This window comes from Proteus penneri (genome assembly GCF_003144535.1).
In the GTDB taxonomy this organism is placed as follows: domain Bacteria; phylum Pseudomonadota; class Gammaproteobacteria; order Enterobacterales; family Enterobacteriaceae; genus Proteus; species Proteus penneri.
Genome location: NZ_PHFJ01000011.1, coordinates 149,241 through 171,935, shown reverse-complemented (window position 1 = coordinate 171,935; position 22,695 = coordinate 149,241). Strand labels below are relative to the sequence as shown.

At 39.0% G+C, this 22,695-nt stretch carries 17 protein-coding genes; 7 read left to right on the top strand and 10 right to left on the bottom strand.

Annotated elements, in window-relative coordinates:
* Window positions 1-15: 15 nt before the first annotated feature.
* The 3 genes from CUB63_RS13760 to argC all read right to left on the bottom strand — a co-directional run bounded on the left by CUB63_RS13760 (window position 16) and on the right by argC (window position 3,099).
* The gene (locus CUB63_RS13760) at window positions 16-1,224 is read right to left on the bottom strand and encodes an argininosuccinate synthase (protein ID WP_072064637.1); all 1,209 of its coding nucleotides are present in this window, start codon (window positions 1,222-1,224) and stop codon (window positions 16-18) included.
* Window positions 1,225-1,300: 76 nt separating this feature from the next.
* Window positions 1,301-2,074, bottom strand: coding sequence for an acetylglutamate kinase (argB, locus tag CUB63_RS13755; RefSeq protein ID WP_109848278.1), 774 nt, complete (start codon window positions 2,072-2,074; stop codon window positions 1,301-1,303).
* A gap of 20 nt (window positions 2,075-2,094) precedes the next feature.
* Window positions 2,095-3,099, bottom strand: coding sequence for an N-acetyl-gamma-glutamyl-phosphate reductase (gene argC / locus CUB63_RS13750; RefSeq protein ID WP_109848277.1), 1,005 nt, complete (start codon window positions 3,097-3,099; stop codon window positions 2,095-2,097).
* 100 nt (window positions 3,100-3,199) lie between these two features.
* On the opposite strand from argC, the gene argE reads away from it, so the two are divergent.
* Window positions 3,200-4,363 carry an acetylornithine deacetylase gene (gene argE, locus CUB63_RS13745; protein WP_109848276.1) on the top strand — a complete coding sequence of 388 codons (1,164 nt, stop codon included), beginning with the start codon at window positions 3,200-3,202 and terminating at the stop codon, window positions 4,361-4,363.
* Between the two features lie 72 nt (window positions 4,364-4,435).
* Here the strand turns inward: argE and poxB are convergent, their stop codons facing one another.
* On the bottom strand, window positions 4,436-6,160 hold the full coding sequence (gene poxB, locus CUB63_RS13740) for a ubiquinone-dependent pyruvate dehydrogenase (protein WP_109848275.1): 1,725 nt from the start codon (window positions 6,158-6,160) through the stop codon (window positions 4,436-4,438).
* A 569-nt stretch (window positions 6,161-6,729) separates the two neighbouring features.
* Here poxB and CUB63_RS13735 point away from each other — a divergent pair.
* The 3 genes from CUB63_RS13735 to CUB63_RS13725 are packed head-to-tail and all read left to right on the top strand — an operon-like array spanning window position 6,730 to window position 9,175.
* Complete coding sequence (locus CUB63_RS13735; protein ID WP_006534123.1) at window positions 6,730-7,551, top strand: DUF3100 domain-containing protein; 822 nt, start codon at window positions 6,730-6,732, stop codon at window positions 7,549-7,551.
* A complete protein-coding gene (locus CUB63_RS13730; protein ID WP_006534124.1) occupies window positions 7,548-7,997 on the top strand; it encodes a hypothetical protein in 450 nt (149 codons plus the stop codon). Before CUB63_RS13735 ends, CUB63_RS13730 begins: the two co-directional genes overlap by 4 nt.
* Entirely contained in the window at window positions 7,997-9,175 is a 1,179-nt protein-coding gene (locus CUB63_RS13725; protein WP_006534125.1) for a M20 metallopeptidase family protein, read from the top strand. The genes CUB63_RS13730 and CUB63_RS13725 overlap by 1 nt, the downstream gene beginning before the upstream one ends.
* A gap of 67 nt (window positions 9,176-9,242) precedes the next feature.
* Here the strand turns inward: CUB63_RS13725 and CUB63_RS13720 are convergent, their stop codons facing one another.
* The gene (locus tag CUB63_RS13720) at window positions 9,243-10,256 is read right to left on the bottom strand and encodes a LysR substrate-binding domain-containing protein (protein WP_072064642.1); all 1,014 of its coding nucleotides are present in this window, start codon (window positions 10,254-10,256) and stop codon (window positions 9,243-9,245) included.
* A gap of 705 nt (window positions 10,257-10,961) precedes the next feature.
* Between CUB63_RS13720 and proP the strand changes: the two genes are divergently transcribed.
* Both proP and phrB read left to right on the top strand, forming a co-directional pair.
* Complete coding sequence (gene proP / locus CUB63_RS13715; protein WP_006534128.1) at window positions 10,962-12,464, top strand: glycine betaine/L-proline transporter ProP; 1,503 nt, start codon at window positions 10,962-10,964, stop codon at window positions 12,462-12,464.
* A gap of 10 nt (window positions 12,465-12,474) precedes the next feature.
* Window positions 12,475-13,902 (top strand): deoxyribodipyrimidine photo-lyase, encoded by a 1,428-nt coding sequence (phrB, locus tag CUB63_RS13710; protein ID WP_109848274.1) that lies wholly within the window; start codon window positions 12,475-12,477, stop codon window positions 13,900-13,902.
* Between the two features lie 76 nt (window positions 13,903-13,978).
* Here phrB and ppc read toward each other — a convergent pair whose 3' ends face one another.
* A complete protein-coding gene (gene ppc, locus CUB63_RS13705) occupies window positions 13,979-16,615 on the bottom strand; it encodes a phosphoenolpyruvate carboxylase (protein WP_109398895.1) in 2,637 nt (878 codons plus the stop codon).
* 639 nt (window positions 16,616-17,254) lie between these two features.
* Between ppc and CUB63_RS13700 the strand changes: the two genes are divergently transcribed.
* The gene (locus tag CUB63_RS13700) at window positions 17,255-17,992 is read left to right on the top strand and encodes a cyclase family protein (protein WP_109398896.1); all 738 of its coding nucleotides are present in this window, start codon (window positions 17,255-17,257) and stop codon (window positions 17,990-17,992) included.
* A gap of 58 nt (window positions 17,993-18,050) precedes the next feature.
* Here the strand turns inward: CUB63_RS13700 and CUB63_RS13695 are convergent, their stop codons facing one another.
* The 4 genes from CUB63_RS13695 to metB all read right to left on the bottom strand — a co-directional run bounded on the left by CUB63_RS13695 (window position 18,051) and on the right by metB (window position 22,540).
* Entirely contained in the window at window positions 18,051-18,212 is a 162-nt protein-coding gene (locus tag CUB63_RS13695) for a YtxH domain-containing protein (RefSeq protein WP_006534135.1), read from the bottom strand.
* 61 nt (window positions 18,213-18,273) lie between these two features.
* A complete protein-coding gene (locus CUB63_RS13690; RefSeq protein WP_109398897.1) occupies window positions 18,274-18,810 on the bottom strand; it encodes a TIGR00645 family protein in 537 nt (178 codons plus the stop codon).
* Window positions 18,811-18,931: 121 nt separating this feature from the next.
* Entirely contained in the window at window positions 18,932-21,370 is a 2,439-nt protein-coding gene (locus tag CUB63_RS13685) for a bifunctional aspartate kinase/homoserine dehydrogenase II (RefSeq protein WP_109848273.1), read from the bottom strand.
* A 9-nt stretch (window positions 21,371-21,379) separates the two neighbouring features.
* Window positions 21,380-22,540 carry a cystathionine gamma-synthase gene (metB, locus tag CUB63_RS13680; protein WP_006534138.1) on the bottom strand — a complete coding sequence of 387 codons (1,161 nt, stop codon included), beginning with the start codon at window positions 22,538-22,540 and terminating at the stop codon, window positions 21,380-21,382.
* Window positions 22,541-22,695: the final 155 nt, after the last annotated feature.

The following is a 22,695-nucleotide window of genomic DNA, read 5'->3' as shown; positions in this document are numbered from 1 at the left end:
CTCTATTGCCTTACGTTATTTTTTGCTCAGTGCACGAATACGTGATGGCAGAGAATATAAACGGATAAAACCTTCAGCATGACTGTGATCGTAAACTTCATCTTCACCAAAGGTTGCAAATTCCTCAGAGTACAGGCTATTTTCTGACTTTTTCTGAATGGCATTCACATGGCCTTTATAAAGCTCTAAAACCACTTCGCCATTCACATCTTGTGCCAGCGATTCTGCAGCCGCTTGTAGTGAAGCACGGATTGGCGTAAACCAACGACCGTCATAAGCCACATACGACATCTCTAAACCCAGTTGTTGACGCCATTTAAACGCATCTCTATCAAGAACAAGTTGCTCAACACCACGCAGAGCTGCCATCATGATAGTGCCCCCTGGAGTTTCATAGCAGCCACGAGATTTCATTCCCACTAAACGGTTTTCAACAATATCAATACGTCCAATACCGTGCTTAACACCTAATGTATTTAATGCATCTAAACACTCAAAAGGTGATTGTGTTTTACCGTTTACCGCGACAACTTCACCCGCTTTAACTGTAACAGTGACTAATTCTGGTGTTTCTGGCGCTTTCTTAGGATCAACAGTCCATGCCCAACAATCTTCATTTGATGCATTCCATGGGCTTTCTAATACACCACCTTCCGTTGAGATATGCCATGCATTTTCATCACGGCTATAAATTTTCTCAAGTGTCGCAGTAGTAGGAATATTACGGACTTTCAGATAATCCAGCAGTGCTTCACGAGAACGTAAATCCCACTCTCTCCAAGGCGCAACCACTTTCAGCTGTGGAGCAAGTGCCGCATAAGTGCTTTCAAAACGAACCTGATCGTTACCTTTACCTGTTGCACCATGAGCAACAGCATCAGCACCTAATTTTAATGCCAACTCTACTTGAGCTTTAGCAATAACAGGACGAGCCATTGAAGTACCTAATAAGTAGCTACCTTCATATAAAGCACCTGTTTTTAATACAGGGTAAACGTAATCTTTGATAAATTCTTCACGTAAATCGACGATATGACACTCGCAAGCACCTGATGCCAATGCTTTTTGTTCTACACCCACTAAATCATCACGGCTTTGACCGACATCCGCCACAAAAGCGACAACTTCACAGTTATCGTAATGCTCTTTTAACCAAGGAATGATCGCCGAAGTATCTAATCCGCCTGAGTACGCTAGTACGATTTTCTTAATACCTTTAGTCATAGTGATAACCTTCAATTCCCAATTTGTTTAAATTCTGCCAACTATCAAATAGCAATAAGATTTCTAGAGTGATTTTTTAAGCTAAAATACGGGTTCCGACTGCAACACCATTAAACAGTGTCGTCAGTTTTTCAGCATGGCGCCAACTTGCGATTTCAACAGGTCTACCAAGTGTTTTAGCCGCTTCTAACGCTGCGTTTACTTTCACTATCATGCCGTCAGTGATGATACCTTGGTCAATTAATGTCTGTGCTTTTTCGGCTGACATCTCTGCAATTTTCTGACCTTTGCCATCTAAAATGCCACTGACATCGGAAAGTAGGACTAAATCAGCGCCTAGTGTTTCAGCAATAGCGGTTGCGGCTTGATCAGCATTCACATTCATCAGCTCACCTTTTTCAGTCATACCGATAGAACTGATAATAGGTAGATAGCCCGCACCTAATAATAAATTGAGTAAATCAGGAGAGCCGGGAGTTGCATTTCCTACATGGCCTAACTCTTCATTGATTTGAGTGACTTTTGCTAATTGCCCATCACCCAAAGAAAGTCCCACCCCATTAAGCCCAAACTGAGTTGCCCACGATAACAAGGTCTTATTAGCACTTCCGGCCAGTGCTCCTGTGATGATATCTATCTGATCTGCAGGTGTGACACGCAGGCCTTGCTTTTTCACGACAGGTAATTGCAATTTACCCATCAATTCATCCACCAAACAGCCACCACCATGTACGATGACTAAAGGACGAGAATGCGTTGAGCGATATTGTTGTAATGCGGTGAAAAACCGTGTTAACGCTTCTTCGTTATCAAGAAGCACACCACCCAGTTTGATAATTAATGGTTCCATGAAACTTCCCTACTCATTATTTAAATAAGTGATTCGGTTTCAGCGAAACCAAACCGAATATTCATACATTGCACTGCTTGTGCAGCAGCCCCTTTCAATAAGTTATCTTCAACACCGACTACAATCAGATGTTCACCTTGTTGAGCAAACCCAATATCACAAAATGCAGTTCCTACCACGGCTTTTAATGCAGGTAATCCTTTGTCATAAACACGCACTAATGGCTTGTCTTGATAAGCATCATCAAAGACTTGTCTGACATTCTCTTGTGTCACGCCAGCTTTTAACTTACAGGTGATAGTGGCTAAGATCCCTCTGGCAAAATTGCCTAAGTGAGGGGTAAAAATCACATCAATACCCAGATGTGTTGCAATTTCGGGTTGATGACGATGAGTAAACACGCCATAAGGTTGCAAACTCACCTCACAAAAACTGCTGGTTAAAGAGGCTTTTCTACCTGCACCACTTACACCGCTGGTGGCATTAATGACTGGCCATTGCGCGGTATCTAACACCCCCGCTTCCACTAAGGGTTTTAATGACAACTGAGAAACTGTTGGATAACAGCCTGGCACAGCAATTAATTGCGCCTGACTGATAATGTCAGCATTCCATTCAGCTAATCCATAAACTGCCTGTGATAACCAATCAGTATTCTTATGTTCAAATCCATAGTATTGTTGATAAAAATGCTTGTTTTGTACTCGATAGGCACCCGATAAGTCGAACACCACACAACCTTGCTCTAAAAAAATCGGGGCAATGTCATGGCTGACTTCATGGGCTGTTGCTAAAAAAACGATATCAATATTTTCAGCCGCTTTCACAACATCAACCATTGGCTCTAAAGGGAGATCCACTAAGCCACGATATTGAGGATGAAGTTCAGAAAAGCACTTTCCTGCATCTGCACTTTGAGCTGATACCATCAGTCTGCTCAAATTCACATGAGGATGCTGCTGAAGATAGGCGGCTAATTCAGCGCCAGTGTAACCACTTGCTCCTACAATCAGAGTATTTAACATGTCATTCTTACCTTGTACTATGAACACAAACCGATTAATGTATTTTTATTCAAAAAAAGTGCATGAATATTGATACTATTATGAAGAAAGGCTGTCAACAGTGAATATTAAATTACCTACATTTATTGAGATTTATCGTCAATTAATTGCAACGCCCTCTATCAGTGCTACAGATGCTAAGAACGATCAAAGCAACGAATCACTGATTAATTTGCTTGCTAATTGGTTGGAAACATTAGGTTTTTCAATTGAAATTCAACCTGTACCTGAAACTCGAGGAAAATTTAACCTTTTAGCAACATTAGGAACAGGCAAAGGCGGGTTATTACTTTGTGGTCACACTGACACAGTGCCGTTTGATGAAGGTCGTTGGACACAAGATCCTTTTACACTGACAGAGAAAGAAAATAAGTTATACGGCTTAGGCACTGCGGATATGAAAGGCTTTTTTGCCTTTATTCTTGATGCATTGCGGGATGTCGATACTAAAACGTTAACTCATCCTCTTTATATTCTTGCTACCGCAGATGAAGAAACCTCTATGGCAGGGGCACGTTATTTTGCCGCTCATACCGCAATCCGCCCTGATTTTGCCATTATTGGCGAACCAACATCCCTAAAACCTATTCGTGCTCATAAAGGGCATTTATCGAATGCGATACGCATTACGGGACAATCAGGACATTCTAGCGATCCAGAAAAAGGTGTGAACGCGATTGAGCTAATGCATGAATCCATTACTCACCTGAGTACACTGCGCGATACGCTAAAAACGCGCTATAACAACCCTGCATTTGTAATCCCTTATCCCACCATGAACTTTGGTTATATTAATGGCGGTGATGCAGCAAATCGGATTTGTGCTTGCTGTGAATTACATATGGATATTCGCCCATTACCTGGACTTACATTGCAAGATTTAGATGATTTACTACACGAAACGTTAGCGCCCGTAAAAGCACGTTGGCCGGGGCGTTTAAGTGTTGAAGCGCTACATGATCCTATTCCCGGTTATGAGTGCCCCACCGATCATAAAATGGTCGCCGTGATCGAAAAATTATTAGGTGAGAAAGCGCAAACGGTGAATTACTGTACTGAAGCGCCGTTTATTCAAGATCTCTGCCCTACCTTAGTTTTGGGCCCAGGTTCTATTGAACAAGCCCACCAGCCTGATGAATTTATTGATATGGCATTTATTGAACCAACTCGTGAATTAATGGGGCAACTAATTGAAAACTTCTGTTTAACAGAGAAAGCGCAATAATAAAAAACCCTATCGGCTTATGTTGATAGGGTTTGATCTATTTATCTACAATTTATACTTTAAATAAAACGATTAACGTAACCAATTGGTTTTGGCTAGTTGAACGATTTCATCACCACGACCATTAATAATCGCTTTCATCATATACAAACTAAAGCCTTTAGCCTGTTCAAATTTAATTTCAGGAGGCATAGAAAGCTCTTGTTTTGCGGTTACCACATCCACAATTACAGGGCCATCATGTTCAAAGGCTTCTTTAAGTGCATGATCCAGATCTTCACCGTTTTCAACGCGAATACCCTTGATACCAGATGCATTAGCAATAGCAGCAAAATCTGGGTTATGCAAATCTGTGCCATCCGTTAAATAACCACCAGCTTTCATCTCCATCGCCACAAAACCTAATACGCTGTTATTAAAAATAATTACTTTCACTGGCAAATTCATTTGCGCTAACGAGATAAAATCCCCCATTAACATGGTAAATCCACCATCACCACACATTGCCACAACTTGACGTTTTCTATCTAACGATTGTGCACCAATGGCTTGAGCCATCGCATTTGCCATAGAGCCGTGATTAAAAGAGCCCAGTAAACGACGTTTTCCATTCATCCCAACATAACGGGCGGCCCATACTGTTGGTGTTCCGACATCACAGGTAAAAATGGCATCATCATTTGCCAGTTCACTTAATCGGCGTGCCAAGTATTGTGGGTGAATAAGCTCACGCTCACTAGGTTGTGCAAGTGCATCCAGATCTTGCCGTGCTTTGGCATAATGTTTTAAGGAAGCATCAAGATGAGCTGTGTCTGTTTTTTCTTTTAAACGAGGTTGTATCGCATTCAGAGTGGCTTTAATATCGCCAACCATCGCCATATCAACATGACAATGCGAACCAATACTACTTGGATTAATGTCGATTTGGATAATGTTGGCTTTTGATGGATAAAATGCACGATAAGGGAATTGCGTACCTAATAGCACTAACGTATCAGCATTTTCCATCGCATGATAACCCGATGAAAAACCAATTAATCCTGTCATGCCCACGCTATAGGGGTTATTCCACTCAATGTATTCTTTCCCTCGCAATGCATGTACAACAGGCGCTTTTAATGTTTGAGCCAGTTTAATCACTTCATCACGAGCTTGAGCACATCCAGCACCACACATTAAGGTGATATTTTTTCCATTATTCAATGCATCAGATAATTTTTCGATTTCGAAACGATTTGGCATGATGAGTGGAGACTGCAACGGATACCAGTTTTCATGCGCATCTTCTGGAGCTGGTTTTAGTGCAACATCTCCCGGTAAAACAACAACTGAGACCCCTTTTTTTAAAATAGCGGTTCGCATTGCAATAGCAAGCACTTGAGGGATCTGCTCTGGATTTGAGACTAATTCACAATAATGGCTACATTCGCGAAAAAGTTCTTGCGGATGTGTTTCTTGAAAATAATTACTACCAATTTCAGCAGAAGGAATATGTGCAGCAATGGCTAACACAGGAACATGATTACGATGGCAATCAAAAAGCCCATTGATAAGATGTAAATTTCCCGGCCCACAAGAGCCTGCGCAAACCGCTAATTGGCCATTAACTGCCGCCTCTGCTCCTGCAGCAAAAGCAGCAACTTCTTCATGGCGAGTTCCCATCCACTCAATCGTTCCCATCTTTCGCAAACTATCACTTAATCCATTGAGAGAATCTCCTGTCACGCCCCAAATACGTTTTACACCTGCATTATGGAGTACTTTAGCAATATAGGTTGCAACTGTTTGCTTACTCATGGTGATGTTTTTCCTCAGTTTTGGGTGAATTGTGCCTCTCTGCGAGCTACATTTATTTCCTTCCCATATTCTATCTCTCTTCCTCACCAGCTTGCAGAGAAAATAATCTTACTAACTCAAATATAAAGAATAACACCAATCGTTATAATGTCACTGTGAAGATAAGATCCGCCCTTAAAAATACAAAGAATAAAATATCACTTTCAAATACATTCATTAAATTTATAATAACCGCACCAAATAAGAATATATCTCATTAATAACGTATTATTATTTACTAAAGTGTAGACAAAATTTTATTATAGGATTATTTTAATAATTAAAATAATTTTTAATTATTATTTTTCTCATTACATCTTTATTAACAATTAAGCTGACTCATTTCAGCCTTACTCACTGTCTTTATTAAAAAATTTAACTTTCCTCTATTTGTTAATAAATTTATTACCATTGCATTATTTCATGCTCCATGAAAAAGAGGTATGAAATAAACATGACATTGGTCACGCTACCTTTTGCTTTTTGTCCTCTAGAATAAAGCCTGATTATTTTTCAACGGAGATTAACGGATGGACAAAAGTAGAAGTCCGATAAAGGTTTTCTTTATTAGTATTCTGGCAGTCCTTTTCTTAATTTTTATTTCACAATATGTCATTGGTAAAAAAGAAATTAAGATTGGCATTGCGGTAATACCTATTTTACCAATGTTATTTGCTGTAATTATTGGTATGTGTATATCTGCTGGATTTACCCGTAAAAAAATTAAAGTATGGGGTAAATTATTTACAGAAAAAGAAGAAGGCTTCTGCGGTAAAATGGTAGGTTTCAGCCTACTTATTTTAGGTACACAATATGCAGGAATGATTGTTCCTAATATTAAAATGATTTTAAGTGTCGGTATTCCTTTATTTGTTCAGGAACTCGGAAACTTATTACCTGTATTAATTGCAGTTCCATTAGCGATTAAATTTGGATTTGGTCGTCGTGCAATTGGTGCTTGTTCGTCTATTAGCCGTGAACCTTCTATTGCTGTAATTCAAGGTAAATTTGGTACAGGCTCACAAGAATATATTGGCGTATTAGCCATCTATTTATGTGGTTCTGTTATCGGTACTTTGTGGTTTAGCGTATTAGGTAGTATTGCGCCATTAACCGGATTACACCCACTTGCACTTGCTGCAGGCTCTGGCGTGGGTTCTGGTTCCATGTTAAGTGCTGCATCAGGTGCGTTAATTAATGGTCTTGATGAAACATTAGCACAGCAAGTATTAAGTGTTGCCGCTGCATCTAACTTATTATCATCAGCACTTGGCGCACTGTCATTAACCTATTTAGGTTTACCTCTTTCAGAAAAAATTTATAAAATTTTCACCAGAGGCAAAACTGCATGAAAAATATAATTATTGATATGAAATTTGTATTCGTTGCTATTTTACTGGCAATGTTTACTCAGACGTTAACATCAGGGATCGCTCTTTATGCAATGTGGGATAGCTTTATTGCTATGTCATTAGTGGTATTTATTTCACTCGTTGCAAAACATTATTTACCTTCATCTTTACCAACATTTGCTTATGCAACAATTATTGGGATACTTATTTGTTTACCCGAAACACCAGTAAGAGATTTCTTTATTAGTTCTATTGGTAAAGTCTCTTTCTTATCTTGTTGTGTGCCTTTATTAGCATTTGCTGGTTTATCTGTTGGTGGTCAATTAGAAGAACTTAAGAAAATGTCATGGAAAGTTATTCTTATTTTCATGATTGTTTCAACTTGTTGTTTCTTTGGAGCATCAATCGTCGCGCAAATTGGATTTACGATCCAGGGAGTTATCTAATGAATAATATTTATAATGTCAGTGAAAAACTCTTTCAATTAAATGACTTTAGTAAAAAAACACGACAAGACTTGCACAAAATACCTGAGTTATCAGGTGAAGAATATAAGACATCAAAGTATTGCCGTGAATTAATGGAAAGTTTTGGTTATCAAATTAAAACTTTTGATGGGTATACTGGTTTCACAGCAGACTTAATTGTTAATGCTGAATTTCCATTAATTGCTATCCGTGCTGATATGGACGGATTAGAAATGCCAGACTTAACGAATAATGAACATAGTTCAGTTCACCAAGGTTGTGCACATAACTGTGGTCACGATACTCATATGACCATGGCATTAACCAGTGCCAAGTATCTTGCCGAAAATAAAGAAGAGATGAGCGCGAACGTTCGCTTTATTTTCCAAATGGCTGAAGAAGATATGCGTGTACCTGGCGCTGAAAAAATGGTTGAACTCGGTTGCATGGAAGGCGTTGATGAAACTTATGCACTCCATAACGATGCCGCCATTGAAACGGGTTGTGTTCGCTTTAATGATGGTGTGATGTCATCTTATGGCTCTGCATGGACATTAGATGTTTATGGCGTTTCTGCACATGGTTCAACACCACACAAAGGCTTAGATGCCATTCGTGAAGCCACTCGCTTAATTGATTATATGGATTATGTTGTTGCGAAAAAGACAGATCCATTTAGCCCAGCAGTCTTTGGTTGTGGCATGATCAATGGGGGAACAATCCCTAATGCATTAGCTGATCACGTACAAGCTCGCGGTACGATCCGTTCTATGGATGAAAATACCGACCAAGTACTAAAAGCGAGTTTTGATGAAATTGTGGCTCGTAGTACAGCGGGTGGATTTAAAACCACATTAAGCTATAGCGGATACCCTGCAGTTGTCAATCATCCAACTGCACATCAGCATTTATTAGATGCAATGCGTAAATTCTTACCTGAAGAGAATATTGAATCAAACGGTAAGCCAATGACAGGCAGTGAAGACTTTAGCTATATGGTTAATGCCACAAAAGGTAAAGTCGGTGCCATGTTCTTCTTAGGAAGTGGTAATCAAGCGAAAGGTATTAATAATTACCTTCACGCAAATCCTTATTTTGTCGATGATGATTGTTTACTAGTCGGTGCTCAGATTTTTGTTAATATTCTGACTCGTTAAACGCTTATTATTCTGCCTTAAGCCCGTTATTGCCCCCGCAAAAAACGGGCTTTTTTTATTCTGACTTCTATTCTGCAACACTATTATTCACATTGACTGAACGTAAATCAGGTAATCCTTGGTAGACCTCTTTACTGTGCCATTGTGTTCCCCACTGTTCTGGCATCTGAATAATATTTTTATCAATGTGAGGAGCATAAAGAGAAATAAACTCATGCATATAATCTTTCATATGGGTATGTTTACTGACACAAATATGGGTGTAACTCGGTTGCACTAAATGATCGATATTAATACATTTTAATGCGTCACCATCTTCAGTCTCATCATAAGAGGCGGTGGCAATAACACCGATACCTAAATGTCGCTTAACATAGTATTTAATAATCTCTGTATCCGTCGCTGTTAATGCTACTTTGGGCTTAAGATTATTTTTATAAAATACCTTGTCTAATTTAGATCCTCTTGTAAAACCAAAAACATAGGTAATCAATGGATACTCTGCCATTTGTTCGATGGTAACCTGCTCATCATCTTTCAATAAGGCAAGAGGATGATCATAAGGAACTAATAAACTACGAGTCCAGCGGTAACAAGGCAGTGTAATCAGATCTTCATAAAGGTGCATAGACTCTGTTGCGATAGCAAAATCCACATCGCCGTTTTTAACCATTTCTGCTAATTGAGCTGGTGCGCCTTGATGAAAATGTAGTGAAATATTAGGGTAATAGTGACGAAAATGATCAATCACATTCGGCAATGAATAACGTATTTGAGTGTGTGTTGTCGCAATATGTAAATCGACTTTTTTATTACGATCTTCTTCAGCCACAATGCTTTTGATTCGATCAACTTGCCCAAGAATATCACAAGCAATTTTATGGACTTCTTTACCCATCGGACTTAATGCTAATAAATTATTATTTTTACGCACAAACAGTGACACACTGAGCTCATCTTCTAATATTTTTAGTTGCTTACTGATTGTCGGTTGAGAGGTGTATAGTTTTTCAGCCGCATTAGTAATGTTGAAATTATTTTTTACGACTTCAACAAAGCTTTTCAGTTGATTAATATTCATAGAGGCACCCGGGTTAATTTGCACAAATGCGCGGTTAATTATTAATTTTTATTCTAAATATGAGCACTAGATAAACTATCTTTGATATTTCTGTCGTGATATCTCGTCATACTATCTTGATTTAATCTTATAATAAGAATAGCGAGATCTATTCTATTATCCACACATTCACTTTAACTATTCGAAAGAATAATAAAGCAAAATAAGGTGTTATTATTTTCTACTTATCTATCAATCTTTGTATTATGCACAATGCTCATATAAATGCGTTAGCCTGAATCAAAAAAACAGAAAAAGGATATAACACACTGTTATTAAAACAAAAAACAAATTTGTTTTTTCATTTATTTTTGCGAAGCTTTCAATTGCCTTAACGCAAATAACCCGTCAATAACGCCATAAATTTTACAGAAAAGCAGAATTACGTTATGATATTGATCACGTTTTAATACTTAGAGGCTCTGTTTTGTTATATCAAAACAACAAAGAAAACATTCTAATATCTTATTCAATCTCATCTATACTTAATAAATATTCTCTTATCTATTAGCTTAATACCACTATTTAAATTTAAACTTAGTAGAAGTAAGCTGTTTTTTAGTGAATTTTTATTACTCATTCTTCTCGCTAACAAATAGTCACTTCATTTCTTTTAATTAATTGAACAACAAGAAATTACGAATACCTTAATAAAGGTCACTTAATATGAAAATGAAGAAAAAAAGAAACAAACCGCTAAGAATCAATGATATAACTATTATTGATGATAGTAAGCTTAAAAAAGCGATTACGGCGGCAGCATTAGGTAATGCCATGGAATGGTTTGACTTTGGTGTCTATGGCTTCCTTGCATATGTCTTAGGTCAAGTATTCTTCCCTGGCGCATCACCCGGTGTACAGATGATTGCTGCCCTTGCCACATTCTCAGTACCATTCCTTGTAAGACCGTTAGGGGGTGTCGTATTTGGGATGCTTGGGGATAAATTTGGTCGTCAGAAAGTGTTATCTGTTACCATCATCATTATGGCACTCAGTACATTTGCCATCGGTCTTATTCCTGCTTATGAAACTATCGGTATTTGGGCACCAGTCTTATTATTACTCGCTAAATTAGCACAAGGTTTCTCTATTGGTGGTGAATATTCAGGCGCTGCGATTTTCGTTGCTGAATACTCACCCGACCGTAAACGTGGATTTATGGGAAGCTGGTTAGACTTTGGTTCTATTGCTGGTTTTGTTATGGGTGCGGGTGTTGTTGTACTTATCTCGACTATCCTTGGAGAAACAGCATTCCATGAGTGGGGATGGCGTATCCCATTCTTCTTAGCATTACCATTAGGTCTTATTGGTCTATATTTACGCCATGCTTTAGAAGAAACCCCAGCATTCCAACAACACGTCGATGAAATGAATAGCGACGATCGTAAATCTATCCAAGATCCACCTCGTGTTTCATTACGTGAAATTGCATCAAAATATTGGAAAAGCTTAACCGTCTGTGTAGGTTTGGTGATTGCCACTAATGTTACCTACTATATGTTATTAACTTATATGCCGAGTTATTTATCTCATAACTTAAATTATTCGGCAGACCATGGTGTGCTGATCATCATCGCGATTATGATAGGTATGTTGTTTGTACAACCTGTCATTGGGTTATTGAGTGATAAAATTGGCCGTAAACCGTTTGTTATTGGTGGCAGTATTGGTTTGTTTGTCCTTGCTTACCCTGCGTTTATGATGATTAACAGTGATGAAATCGGTTTAATTTTCTTAGGATTATTAATTCTTGCAGTTTTACTCAACTGTTTTACTGGGGTTATGGCATCAATCTTACCGGCTATTTTCCCAACCCATATTCGTTATAGTGCATTAGCAATTGCTTTTAATATTTCAGTATTAATTGCAGGGGCCACACCAACAGCAGCAGCTTGGTTAGTTGAAGCAACCGGTGATTTATATATGCCAGCTTATTATCTGATGATTGTCGCTGTTGTCGGTTTGATAACCGGTATCAAGATGATCGAAACTGCAAATAAACCTTTACGAGGTGCAACACCTGCGGCATCAGATAAATCAGAGGCAAAAGAAATTCTCTCTGAACATTATGATAATATCGAACAACGTGTTGAAGATATTGAAGCAGAAATCGAAGCATTACAGAAAAAACGCCAATCCCTTATCGATCAACATCCTAAGTTAGATTAAGAGAGGTTACATGCACCCGTCCCCTGTTCATTTAGTTTGGTTTCGTCATGATTTAAGAGTGACAGATAACAAGGCACTCTTTCACGCTTGCCAAGATAAACAAGCACAGGTGCATGCTATTTTCACCGTAACGCCTGAACAATGGAAAGCCCATAATATGGCTTTGTCATGTCAGGCGTTTATTCATAATGCGTTGCTGGATCTTTCAACTTCACTAGCAAAACTCAATATTCCACTGACAATAGTAATTAGCGATACTTATTCAAATGCAGCCGATAAAGTGGCTGAGTATTGCCAACAACATCACGTCACTGCGCTTTTTTTCAATCACCAATATGCCCTTAATGAACAACGCCGTGATAAAAAAGTCACTGAGTTACTAAAGAATAAGACAACCGTTTATACTTATCATGACAATGTGTTTATTCCACCAGGTAATGTAGTTACCCAACAAGGAGAGATGTTCAAGGTTTTTACTCCCTTTAGAAATGCATTTTTGCGGCTCTTTGTTTCACAAGATAACGCTTCGTTACCTATCCCAGAGATAAGAACACATCAAAAAGCGGTATCGCCTTTAAAAGCACCACTATTTTCACTTGAAAATACAAGCTCGCTCTCTTTTATCTCTACTGAAGAAGAGGCACTTAAACGCTTAAAACAATTCTGTTACGAAAGCGTGCCACATTATGCAAAATGGCGAGACATCCCTGCTGTTGATGGTACAAGTCGATTATCCCCTTATCTTTCAATTGGATTATTGTCTATTCGCCAATGTTTTAATCGCCTTTACCAAACTGAACCTAATTTCTTAGAAAACAATACATCGGGTGCATTTGTTTGGTTTAATGAACTTATTTGGCGAGAATTTTACCAACACTTAATTGTGGCAAATCCTAATTTATGTAAACACATTGCCTTTCAGCTTTGGACAGAAAAAATCAATTGGCGTAACAACCAAGATGAATTTAATGCTTGGACTCAAGGCTCAACAGGTTTTCCTATTATTGATGCTGCAATGCGACAGCTTAACCAAACAGGTTGGATGCATAACCGCTTACGTATGCTCACAGCAAGTTTTCTTATCAAAGATTTGTTGATTGATTGGCGTTGGGGTGAACGTTATTTTATGTCACAACTCATTGATGGTGATTTTGCATCAAATAATGGGGGTTGGCAGTGGGCTGCATCAACAGGAACGGATGCCGTACCTTATTTTCGAATTTTCAATCCCACAACCCAAGGCCGTAAGTTCGATCCCGATGGCGAATTTATCCGTCATTGGCTTCCTGAGCTAGCCAGTGTGCCGAGCCGATATATTCACACACCTCACGAATGGGCGGCAAAAACCAATAATCCTCTTGATTATCCATTACCGATAGTTGATCACGCCAAAGCACGAATAAGAGCGATTGAGTCTTATGAAAAAGCAAAAAAATAAAATCAATAGTAGTAATAAGAGATAAAAAAACAGCGCTGTTATTCAGCGCTGTTTTTCTTTTTAAATACTGATGACTCTAGCCTGTATTACGCATACCAGCAGCAATACCTGCAATAGTAACCATTAGTGCTTGTTCAATACGCGGATCAGACTCGCTATGAGTACGAGAGCGCTGTAATAATTCAGCCTGAAGCACATTCAATGGATCAGTATATACATTACGCAGTGCAATAGATTCAGCAACCCATGGCAAATCTGCCATTAAGTGTTCATCTTTTGAAATTGCCAAGACACTCTTAATATCATCAGAAAGTTGCTGACGCAATTTTGCGCCTAATGGCCATAAACGTTCATCTACTAAGCGTTGATCATAGTATTCCGCTAACCATAAATCTGCTTTCGCATACACCATTTCTAACATCGCAATACGTGTATTAAAGAACGGCCAGTTCTCACACATATCGTCTAATACCGCTTGTTTTCCGCTATCAATTTCATGTTGTAATGCGGCTCCAGCCCCCAACCAAGCAGGTAACATTAGGCGGTTTTGAGTCCATGCGAAGATCCACGGAATAGCGCGCAACGTTTCAACACCACCGGTAGGACGGCGTTTTGCAGGACGTGAACCTAATGGTAGTTTGCCCAACTCACCTTCTGGGGTTGCTGCTCTAAAATAAGGCACAAAGTCTTCTTCCCCTCGTACATAGTCACGATACATCGCACAAGAAACGTCAGACAAAGAATCCATCACTTCAATCCAAGGGGCTTTGGGCTCTGGTGGTGGCAATAAATTCGCTTCTAAGATTGCACCTGCATAGTGAGCAAGGCTACTGATGGTGACTTGTGGTAACCCAAACTTAAAGCGGATCATTTCGCCTTGTTCCGTCACACGCAGGCCACCTTTCAGGCTTCCCGGTGGTTGAGAAAGTAATGCCGCATGAGCGGGTGCACCGCCACGACCAATCGTACCACCACGTCCATGAAATAGTGTTAATGTCACACCTGATTTTTCACAAAGTTTGATTAATGCATCTTGAGCACGATATTGCGCCCATGATGCCGCCATCACACCCGCATCTTTTGCTGAGTCTGAATAACCAATCATCACCATTTGTTTATCATCGATTAAATCGCGATACCAAGGAATATCAAACAAACGAGTCATCACGCTTTCAGCGTTATTTAAGTCTTCAAGTGTTTCAAATAACGGGGCAACAGGTAATCGGATATCCGCACCCGCTTCTTTCAATAATAGCTTTACAGCTAATACATCAGAAGGCACTTTTGCCATTGAGATGACATAAGAAGCGATAGAGTCTTTAGGTGATTGCGCAATAACACGACAAGTCTCAAAGACTTCTTGTGTTGGGGCACTAGGTTGCCAATTCGTCGGAATAAGAGGACGCTTAGAGTTTAATTCTTCCAATAAGAATGTTTGTTTTTGCTCTTCAGACCAATTCGCGTAATCACCAAGTTCTAAATATTGTGTTAATTCAGAGAGCGCTTCTGTGTGATTAGTACTTTCTTGGCGAATATCAAGCTTAACTAGCTGTAAGCCAAAACAACGGATTCGACGTAATGTATCTAACAGCTGCCCATTAGCGATAATACGCATACCACACTGAGTCAGTGACTGATAACACGCATACAGTGGTTCCCAAAGCTCTGCGTTATCAATTAATAATCCTTCCGGTGGCAAAGATTGTTGGCCTTTAATGCGTTGTTCTAAATAATCACGGGTCACTTGTAAGCGAGTACGCAATTGTTTAGCTATTTCACGATAAGGCTCTGCAACATCAGCACCACCCGCCAATTCACGCAGTTCCGGTGTACTTTCTGTCATCGAAAGTTCCGAAACAAGAACTTGGATATCATTTAAGAATAAATCAGCGGCTTTCCAACGGCTTAATAGCAAAGCGTGGCGTGTGATCTCAGCTGTAACGTTTGGGTTACCATCACGGTCTCCGCCCATCCATGAGGTAAAACGAATAGGAGAAGCTTCTACGGGTAAGTTGTAATCAATGGATTCTTTAAGCTGCTCATTAAATTCACGTAAAAAAGCAGGGACACCTTCCCATAAACTATTTTCAACAACCGCAAAACCCCATTTTGCTTCATCAATTGGTGTTGGGCGAATTTTTCTAATTTCATCAGTATGCCATGATTGGGCCACTAACTGGCGCAGACGGCGCATAATATTAGTACGCTCGTAATCCGCTAAATCATCGTGATCGAGTTGAGATAAACAGGTATTCACTTCAACCAACTTATGAATAAGTGTACGACGTGCAATTTCGGTTGGGTGTGCCGTTAATACCAGCTCAATAGAGATTTGCTCTACGGCTTCTTTTAATTGCTCGTCGGTAAAATTCTTATCTTTTAGTCGAGAGATTAATTTCGCCAATGCCACCGGATTACTCGCAGCTTCACCATGAGGTGAAATGCTATGGTATTGTTCGGCTACATTCGTCAGGTTCAAGAATTGATTGAATGCTCTAGCAACGGGTAATAATTCATCATTAGAGAGATTCTGTAACGTGAGTAACAGCTTTTGTCGCTGCACTTCATTACCTGCTCGTGATGATTTAGATAGTTTTCGAATAGATTCAACCTTATCTAAAATTTCTTCACCAAGTGCTTCTTTTATCGTATCTCCAAGTAGCTTGCCAAGCATACTGACATTGCTACGCATAGCAGAATATTGTTGATTCATGAGACTCCTGACCTTGTCTTTGTGGCGGTAACAACATGCATCTTCCTATCAGAAAAGTCATGTCCTCCCAGTTGTGTAATTAACTTTCATTTCTGATGTGACTTTATTTTGATTTTTGTGATAAGCCACACTGCTTTTTTTACTTAGCCTACTATTCATATCAGAAAATAATCGTTTTGGGGGATTTTTCTGAAATTTAATTACGGCTTTAGTGTTATAAGAATGACTAATATTCACGCTGTTCTAACTCAATTTTATCAAGAATAAGGACATTTTTTCGTTTCTTATCTACTACGAAGAGTTTTTTACTAGAAAGAGGGAGATACGTGAAAATTTATCTGGTGAGAAATTTAGATGATTTTTTTTAATATTGATAAATTGTCTGGTAGATTTTACCATTTTTTAATTTTTCACCCCCATGTGTTATAACGAATTACTCTATCTCATACCTTATTTTTCCTATCTTTTTTTACTCACTCTGTCAGATTAAGACTTTTATTACCAAATAGGTCGATGCTTTATTTCGTTTTCTCTTTATGATCATTGTCAATAAAGCAAACCATCGTTGTTCAAAATAAAATCAATGTAAATATCTAGAACACTTAGATCACTATTTCCGTTATCAGACAGGGGAAGCCGATGACAAATGAATTAATTAATGCTTTTTCTATCATAAAATCTAAAAAATGGGTCGATTTAACACATAGTTTTGATAAAGATTCACCCCATTTTTTTATGTTCGATCCCGCTAACTTCAAAACTCTTTTTGACTATCAAGATGGTTTTTTCGCGCAACAATTTACCTTTCCGGGTCAATACGGTACACATATTGATGCCCCTTGCCACTTTGTGCCTAATACTCGTTATTTGCATGAACTAGAACTTAAAGAGTTAGTGTTGCCTTTGATAGTTATTGACCAATCTGAACGTGCAAATATTGATGCGAATTTTTCATTTTCTAAAGATGATATTCTTGAGTTTGAAGAAAAATACGGTGAAATTGAAGCAGGTACTTTTGTTGCTTTACGCACAGATTGGAGCAAACGTTGGCCATCACAAGAAGCGATGGATAATAAAAATGAGGAAGGCCAGAATCAAATTCCTGGCTGGGGTCTTGATGCATTAAAATTCTTATTTGAAGAGCGAAAAGTTAAAGCCATCGGCCATGAAACCTTTGATACAGATCCAGCAAAAGAATTTCATAAAAATAATGCGTTATTAGGTGAATATTATATTTTGGAGCAAGACACTTATCAGATTGAGCTAATGACTAATTTAGATCAATTACCAACACGTGGAGCCGTTATTTTTAATATCGTAGCTAAACCTAATAATGCCAGTGGCTTTCCTGTGCGGTCTTTTGCTATTTTACCTTAAGATTTTACGATAAAAATAAAGCGCTGGTATTCAGCGCTTTACGTTAATTAAAACATATTCATTTTTTCAATGAATCGACTTTCTTTTCAACATCTTCTTTTAGCTCAGACGTCTTATGTTTCACATCATGAGCGGTTTCTGATATTTTCTCTTCTGCTCGATGTTTTACCTCCGTCGCTTTGTCTTTTAATTGATCTATCTGTTTTTCGATCTTTGACATTTATGACTCCTTTGTGACTAGAGATAGCTTAAGTATAGCCCAATTTTAAAATAAGCAAGTGTCATAGCTCACTCTTTTCATCTACTCGGCTAAGTTTATCTTTGCTTTTACTTCGCTTTGAAATTTTTTCTAAATAACCCATGACAAATGCAGATAAAACGAAGGTTAGGTGCAACACGACATACCATAATAATTTATTATCAGGGATATTCTTTAAATCCATAAAAACCCCCAATAAATGAATAGATGAAATTGCAACAATAGAGGCTGCTACTTTATTTTTTAGGGACTCAGCATCCATTTTCCCTAGCCAAGAAAGCTCCTTTTGATCCCTTTCAATTTCCATATTAGAAATAAAATTCTCATACCCTGAGAAAATGACCATAATCAATAATCCACCCACTAGCGCTAAATCAATTAAAGATAATAAATGTAAAACAAGCGTAGCCTCGGATAAGGAAAGAATATTAGGCAAGATTTCATACATTGACTGAAAAAATTTAATCGTTAGTGCCAATAGCCCTAATGACAAACCAATATAGACAGGTGCAAATAGCCAACGAGAGCGATACATCCATTTTTCTACAACTTTGTTCATAATTCCTCTCTATCTACGCAAGAATAAAAACTTCCTTGAGTATAGAGGAGAAAAAAATACACAGAAAACTATCAGCAATAAAAATTACTGATAGTTTCTTATTAATAATGAAAATATCGTTTTACAATAACTGAGAAAGGCGATTTAAATCTGACTGAATTGCGCCAGCGGTCACATCTCTTCCTGCTCCCGGTCCTCTTATGACCAGTGGGTTATCACGATACCAACGACTTTCAATCGCAAACAAATTATCTCCGGGTAACAATGATGCCAGTGGATGATCTTTTCTTACTGCTTCCACACCCACTTTGGCTTTTCCATTGGCATCAAAACGCGCGATATACCGCAATACCATATCCATTTCATTTGCAGCAGCTAATCGCTGTGCCATCTGCTCATTGATCAACGCGCTGTTATCAAAGAACGCTTCTAGCGAACCCGTTTCAGCTTGTACAGGCACTAAAGATTCAACTCGTACTTGTTCAGGCTCGATGTCATAACCCGCTTCACGAGCAAGAATAACCAGCTTACGCATGACATCTTGTCCTGATAAATCAATTCGCGGATCAGGCTCTGTTAACCCTTGTTGCCATGCTTGTTCTACCAATTCACTAAACGGTACAGAGCCATCAAATTGTAAGAATAACCACGATAATGTACCTGAGAAAATACCACTAATTGATAAAATGGAATCACCACTTTCACGTAAATCGCGCACAGTATGGTTAATCGGTAAACCGGCGCCTACAGTGGCATTATATAACCAGTGACGACCAGTTTTAGAGAAAGCGTCTCGTGTGGTGCGATAGCGTAAACTTGATGCAGATCCTGCAATTTTATTAGCGCTAATAACATGAAAACCATAGCTGGCAAAATCTTCATAAGATGTAGCAAGGGACTCATTGGCTGTAATATCAACAACCACTAAATCATCATAAGGGTGTGCTCTCATCCAAAGATAAAGTGATTCTTCAGTATGTTCTGTTGCTTCATCATCAAAGAAAGCCAAAGCACGACTAGGATCAATCCCTTGATAATCAAGTAAACTACGGCGACTATCAACGACACCTGCAAGAATAAACTCGAAATCACTACGTGCGGATAACGGCTCTTGTTCACGAGCAAACAATTCTAACCAACGAGAGCCAATATTCCCTTTACCAAACAGCACTAAGCCAATTTGTTTTTCAGCTCTAAATAATGTTTGATGCAAACCTTGTAATAGATGCTCAGTATAATTGCGCAATACAGCGACTAAGCTGATGTTATCTTCAGCATGCCAAATAAATTCAACCGGTTGATCTTTAAGTTGCTGATAAAAACGATGGCAATGCAACGGATTTTTACACACACCTGCACCCACTAACGCCACTAAAGAGAACCCTTCTCGTAAATGTAATTTCCCCGGCAAAACGGCATCTTGTAATACATCTAAAGCACTGTTAGCCACTTCACTGGTATAACAAAGTTGTAAAAGTTGGCTATCTTTATCCACGCCAGTTGCTAAAGGACGGATTTGCGCACGCTTAAGTAATTCATCAACTTCTTTTGCTACTTGCTCAAAGTTTTGATGGGATGAGAGTTGTAGTTCAATTAAACAAACATCGTCATGGCTTGTGACTATCTTCGCACCCGTTCCTGATGCTAAGACACGTTCTATGCGAGTAGACCCCTGCTCTGGTTGATAACTACAACGAAGTTGCAAATCAATGTTACTACCTGATACGGGTTGCAATGTACGTGTATGTAACACGGGGGCGGCTAAACGCGCCAATTCACTGGCTTCATCTAAGCGTAATAGAGGCAATAAGCAGGCATCTTTAACTTTACGTGGGTCAGCACTGTATACCCCCGCAACATCACTCCAAATTGTGACTTTACCGACATCAGCTAAAGCACCCACTTGTGTAGCAGAGTAGTCACTACCGTTACGACCCAATAAAACCGTTTCACCTTGTTGGTTACGACTAATAAAACCAGTGACGACAAAACGGCTTTCAGGATATTTAGCTAATAGTGATTGTAATAATGGCCGAGATAACGCTTCGTTCACTTGAGGTTGTGCGGCTCTTTCAGCACACAAAAATTCACGCGCATCTAACCACACACTAGATAATCCTTGCTCTGTAAGCAAACTTGCCATTAATCTTGCAGACCAGATTTCGCCGTGACCGACAACTTCTGCATAAGTTGCATCTGTAATAGGTTTATCAAGCAAATAACTCAAACGTTCGAGATCAGCAATAAAGGCTTGAGAGAGAAGTTCTGCATTCTCTTTTGAAAGAAGTCCTTCAATTAATGATAATTGGTAACGTCGTAATGTTTGCTGAACTTGATGCGCTGAGATACGATCATTCTGACTCAGCTTGAGCCAGCTAATTAGCTGATTAGTTGTTGATCCTGCAGCTGAAACCACCATAAGATCATTAGGTTGGCTATAGTTCGTCATGATATTCACGACACGTTGATAACATTTTATGTCCGCAAGACTGCTACCACCGAATTTATGTAACTGACGGCAAATCGGCTCCGCCTGTTGTGTAATCACCACTACGCTCATGATCCATGGTTACCTTTTAGTTGCTGCATCAAACGCACTTTGCAAATCGTTGATTAAATCCTGACTATCTTCAATACCCACCGAGATACGAAGTAATGAGGGACTTATCCCTGCCGTGTTTTTCGCTTCTTCTGACATACCTGCATGTGTCATGGTGGCTGGGTGACAAATTAAGGTCTCTACCCCACCTAAAGATTCTGCCAGTGTAAAGAGTGTTAATTGAGATAAAAAGTGTTTAATCACATCCAATCCCCCTTTTAACTCAAAACTTAACATCGCACCGAAACCTTGCTGCTGTTTTTTTGCTATTTGATGACCTGCATGATTTTCCAGTGCGGGGTAATATATTTTCTCGACTAAAGGTTGTGTCTGTAAAAATGCCACTAATGCCTGTGCATTTTCTTGTTGAAGTCGAATTCGAGGCACTAATGTTCTTATGCCACGTAATAATAAATAGCTATCAAATGCGCCAGAAGTGACACCAATATTATTCGCCCACCAGCTTAGCTCCTCAAGTTGTTTCTGACACTGACAGATAACAACACCTGCCACAATATCAGAATGCCCGTTAAGGTATTTTGTACAGGAATGCACAACGATATCTGCACCTAATGTTAACGGTTTTTGCAAAACAGGGCTCATAAAGGTGTTATCCGCCACCACTAAAGCCCCTTGTTGATGAGCCAATTCACTGATCTTTTGAATATCCGTTATTCTCAGTAATGGGTTGCTAGGTGTCTCAATAAAAACAATTTTAGGCTTGTGAGCTAAAGCTTGTTGTAATGCAACATCATCATTTTGGTCAACAAAAATGACACGATAAGCGCCACGTTCTTGTTGGCTGTTAAAAAGGCGATAACTTCCCCCATAACAATCATGAGGCGCAACAATGACGTCGCCAGGTTTTAGAAAAACCGTACAAATTAAATGAATAGCTGACATTCCACTGCTAGTGACAACTGCACCCACTCCACCTTCTAGTTCGGCTAATGTCTTTTGCACCATATCTCGAGTTGGATTACCTCGGCGAGAATAATCATGTTCGCGAGGCTGATTAAACTCTAAAAAATTATAGGTACTAGAAAGATAGATAGGCGGTACGACACAACCAAATTGAGTGTCTTCATTTAGCCCATTATGGATAGCAATTGTTGCTGTTTTCTTCGTCATACAGGCACCTTGTCACAGCGATAAGTGGGAAAGTCGACAACAGCATATCTAATTAGACACCAAGACGTCAACACATCTAGACATCTAAACTCCTTTACGGATAGATTAAGTAATGAAATAATAGCCAAATTAAGGATATCACCAGTGACTATCAC

What these genes read in the sequence shown, in the direction of transcription:
- CUB63_RS13735 (WP_006534123.1), top strand. Translation starts at nt 6,730, where the DNA reads ATGGACAAAAGTAGAAGTCCGATAAAGGTTTTCTTTATTAGTATTCTG.
- phrB (WP_109848274.1), top strand. Translation starts at nt 12,475, where the DNA reads ATGCACCCGTCCCCTGTTCATTTAGTTTGGTTTCGTCATGATTTAAGA.
- CUB63_RS13700 (WP_109398896.1), top strand. Translation starts at nt 17,255, where the DNA reads ATGACAAATGAATTAATTAATGCTTTTTCTATCATAAAATCTAAAAAA.
- CUB63_RS13695 (WP_006534135.1), bottom strand. Translation starts at nt 18,212, where the DNA reads ATGTCAAAGATCGAAAAACAGATAGATCAATTAAAAGACAAAGCGACG.
- CUB63_RS13685 (WP_109848273.1), bottom strand. Translation starts at nt 21,370, where the DNA reads ATGAGCGTAGTGGTGATTACACAACAGGCGGAGCCGATTTGCCGTCAG.
- CUB63_RS13760 (WP_072064637.1), bottom strand. Translation starts at nt 1,224, where the DNA reads ATGACTAAAGGTATTAAGAAAATCGTACTAGCGTACTCAGGCGGATTA.
- CUB63_RS13690 (WP_109398897.1), bottom strand. Translation starts at nt 18,810, where the DNA reads ATGAACAAAGTTGTAGAAAAATGGATGTATCGCTCTCGTTGGCTATTT.
- argB (WP_109848278.1), bottom strand. Translation starts at nt 2,074, where the DNA reads ATGGAACCATTAATTATCAAACTGGGTGGTGTGCTTCTTGATAACGAA.
- CUB63_RS13725 (WP_006534125.1), top strand. Translation starts at nt 7,997, where the DNA reads ATGAATAATATTTATAATGTCAGTGAAAAACTCTTTCAATTAAATGAC.
- poxB (WP_109848275.1), bottom strand. Translation starts at nt 6,160, where the DNA reads ATGAGTAAGCAAACAGTTGCAACCTATATTGCTAAAGTACTCCATAAT.
- CUB63_RS13730 (WP_006534124.1), top strand. Translation starts at nt 7,548, where the DNA reads ATGAAAAATATAATTATTGATATGAAATTTGTATTCGTTGCTATTTTA.
- metB (WP_006534138.1), bottom strand. Translation starts at nt 22,540, where the DNA reads ATGACGAAGAAAACAGCAACAATTGCTATCCATAATGGGCTAAATGAA.
- ppc (WP_109398895.1), bottom strand. Translation starts at nt 16,615, where the DNA reads ATGAATCAACAATATTCTGCTATGCGTAGCAATGTCAGTATGCTTGGC.
- CUB63_RS13720 (WP_072064642.1), bottom strand. Translation starts at nt 10,256, where the DNA reads ATGAATATTAATCAACTGAAAAGCTTTGTTGAAGTCGTAAAAAATAAT.
- proP (WP_006534128.1), top strand. Translation starts at nt 10,962, where the DNA reads ATGAAAATGAAGAAAAAAAGAAACAAACCGCTAAGAATCAATGATATA.
- argC (WP_109848277.1), bottom strand. Translation starts at nt 3,099, where the DNA reads ATGTTAAATACTCTGATTGTAGGAGCAAGTGGTTACACTGGCGCTGAA.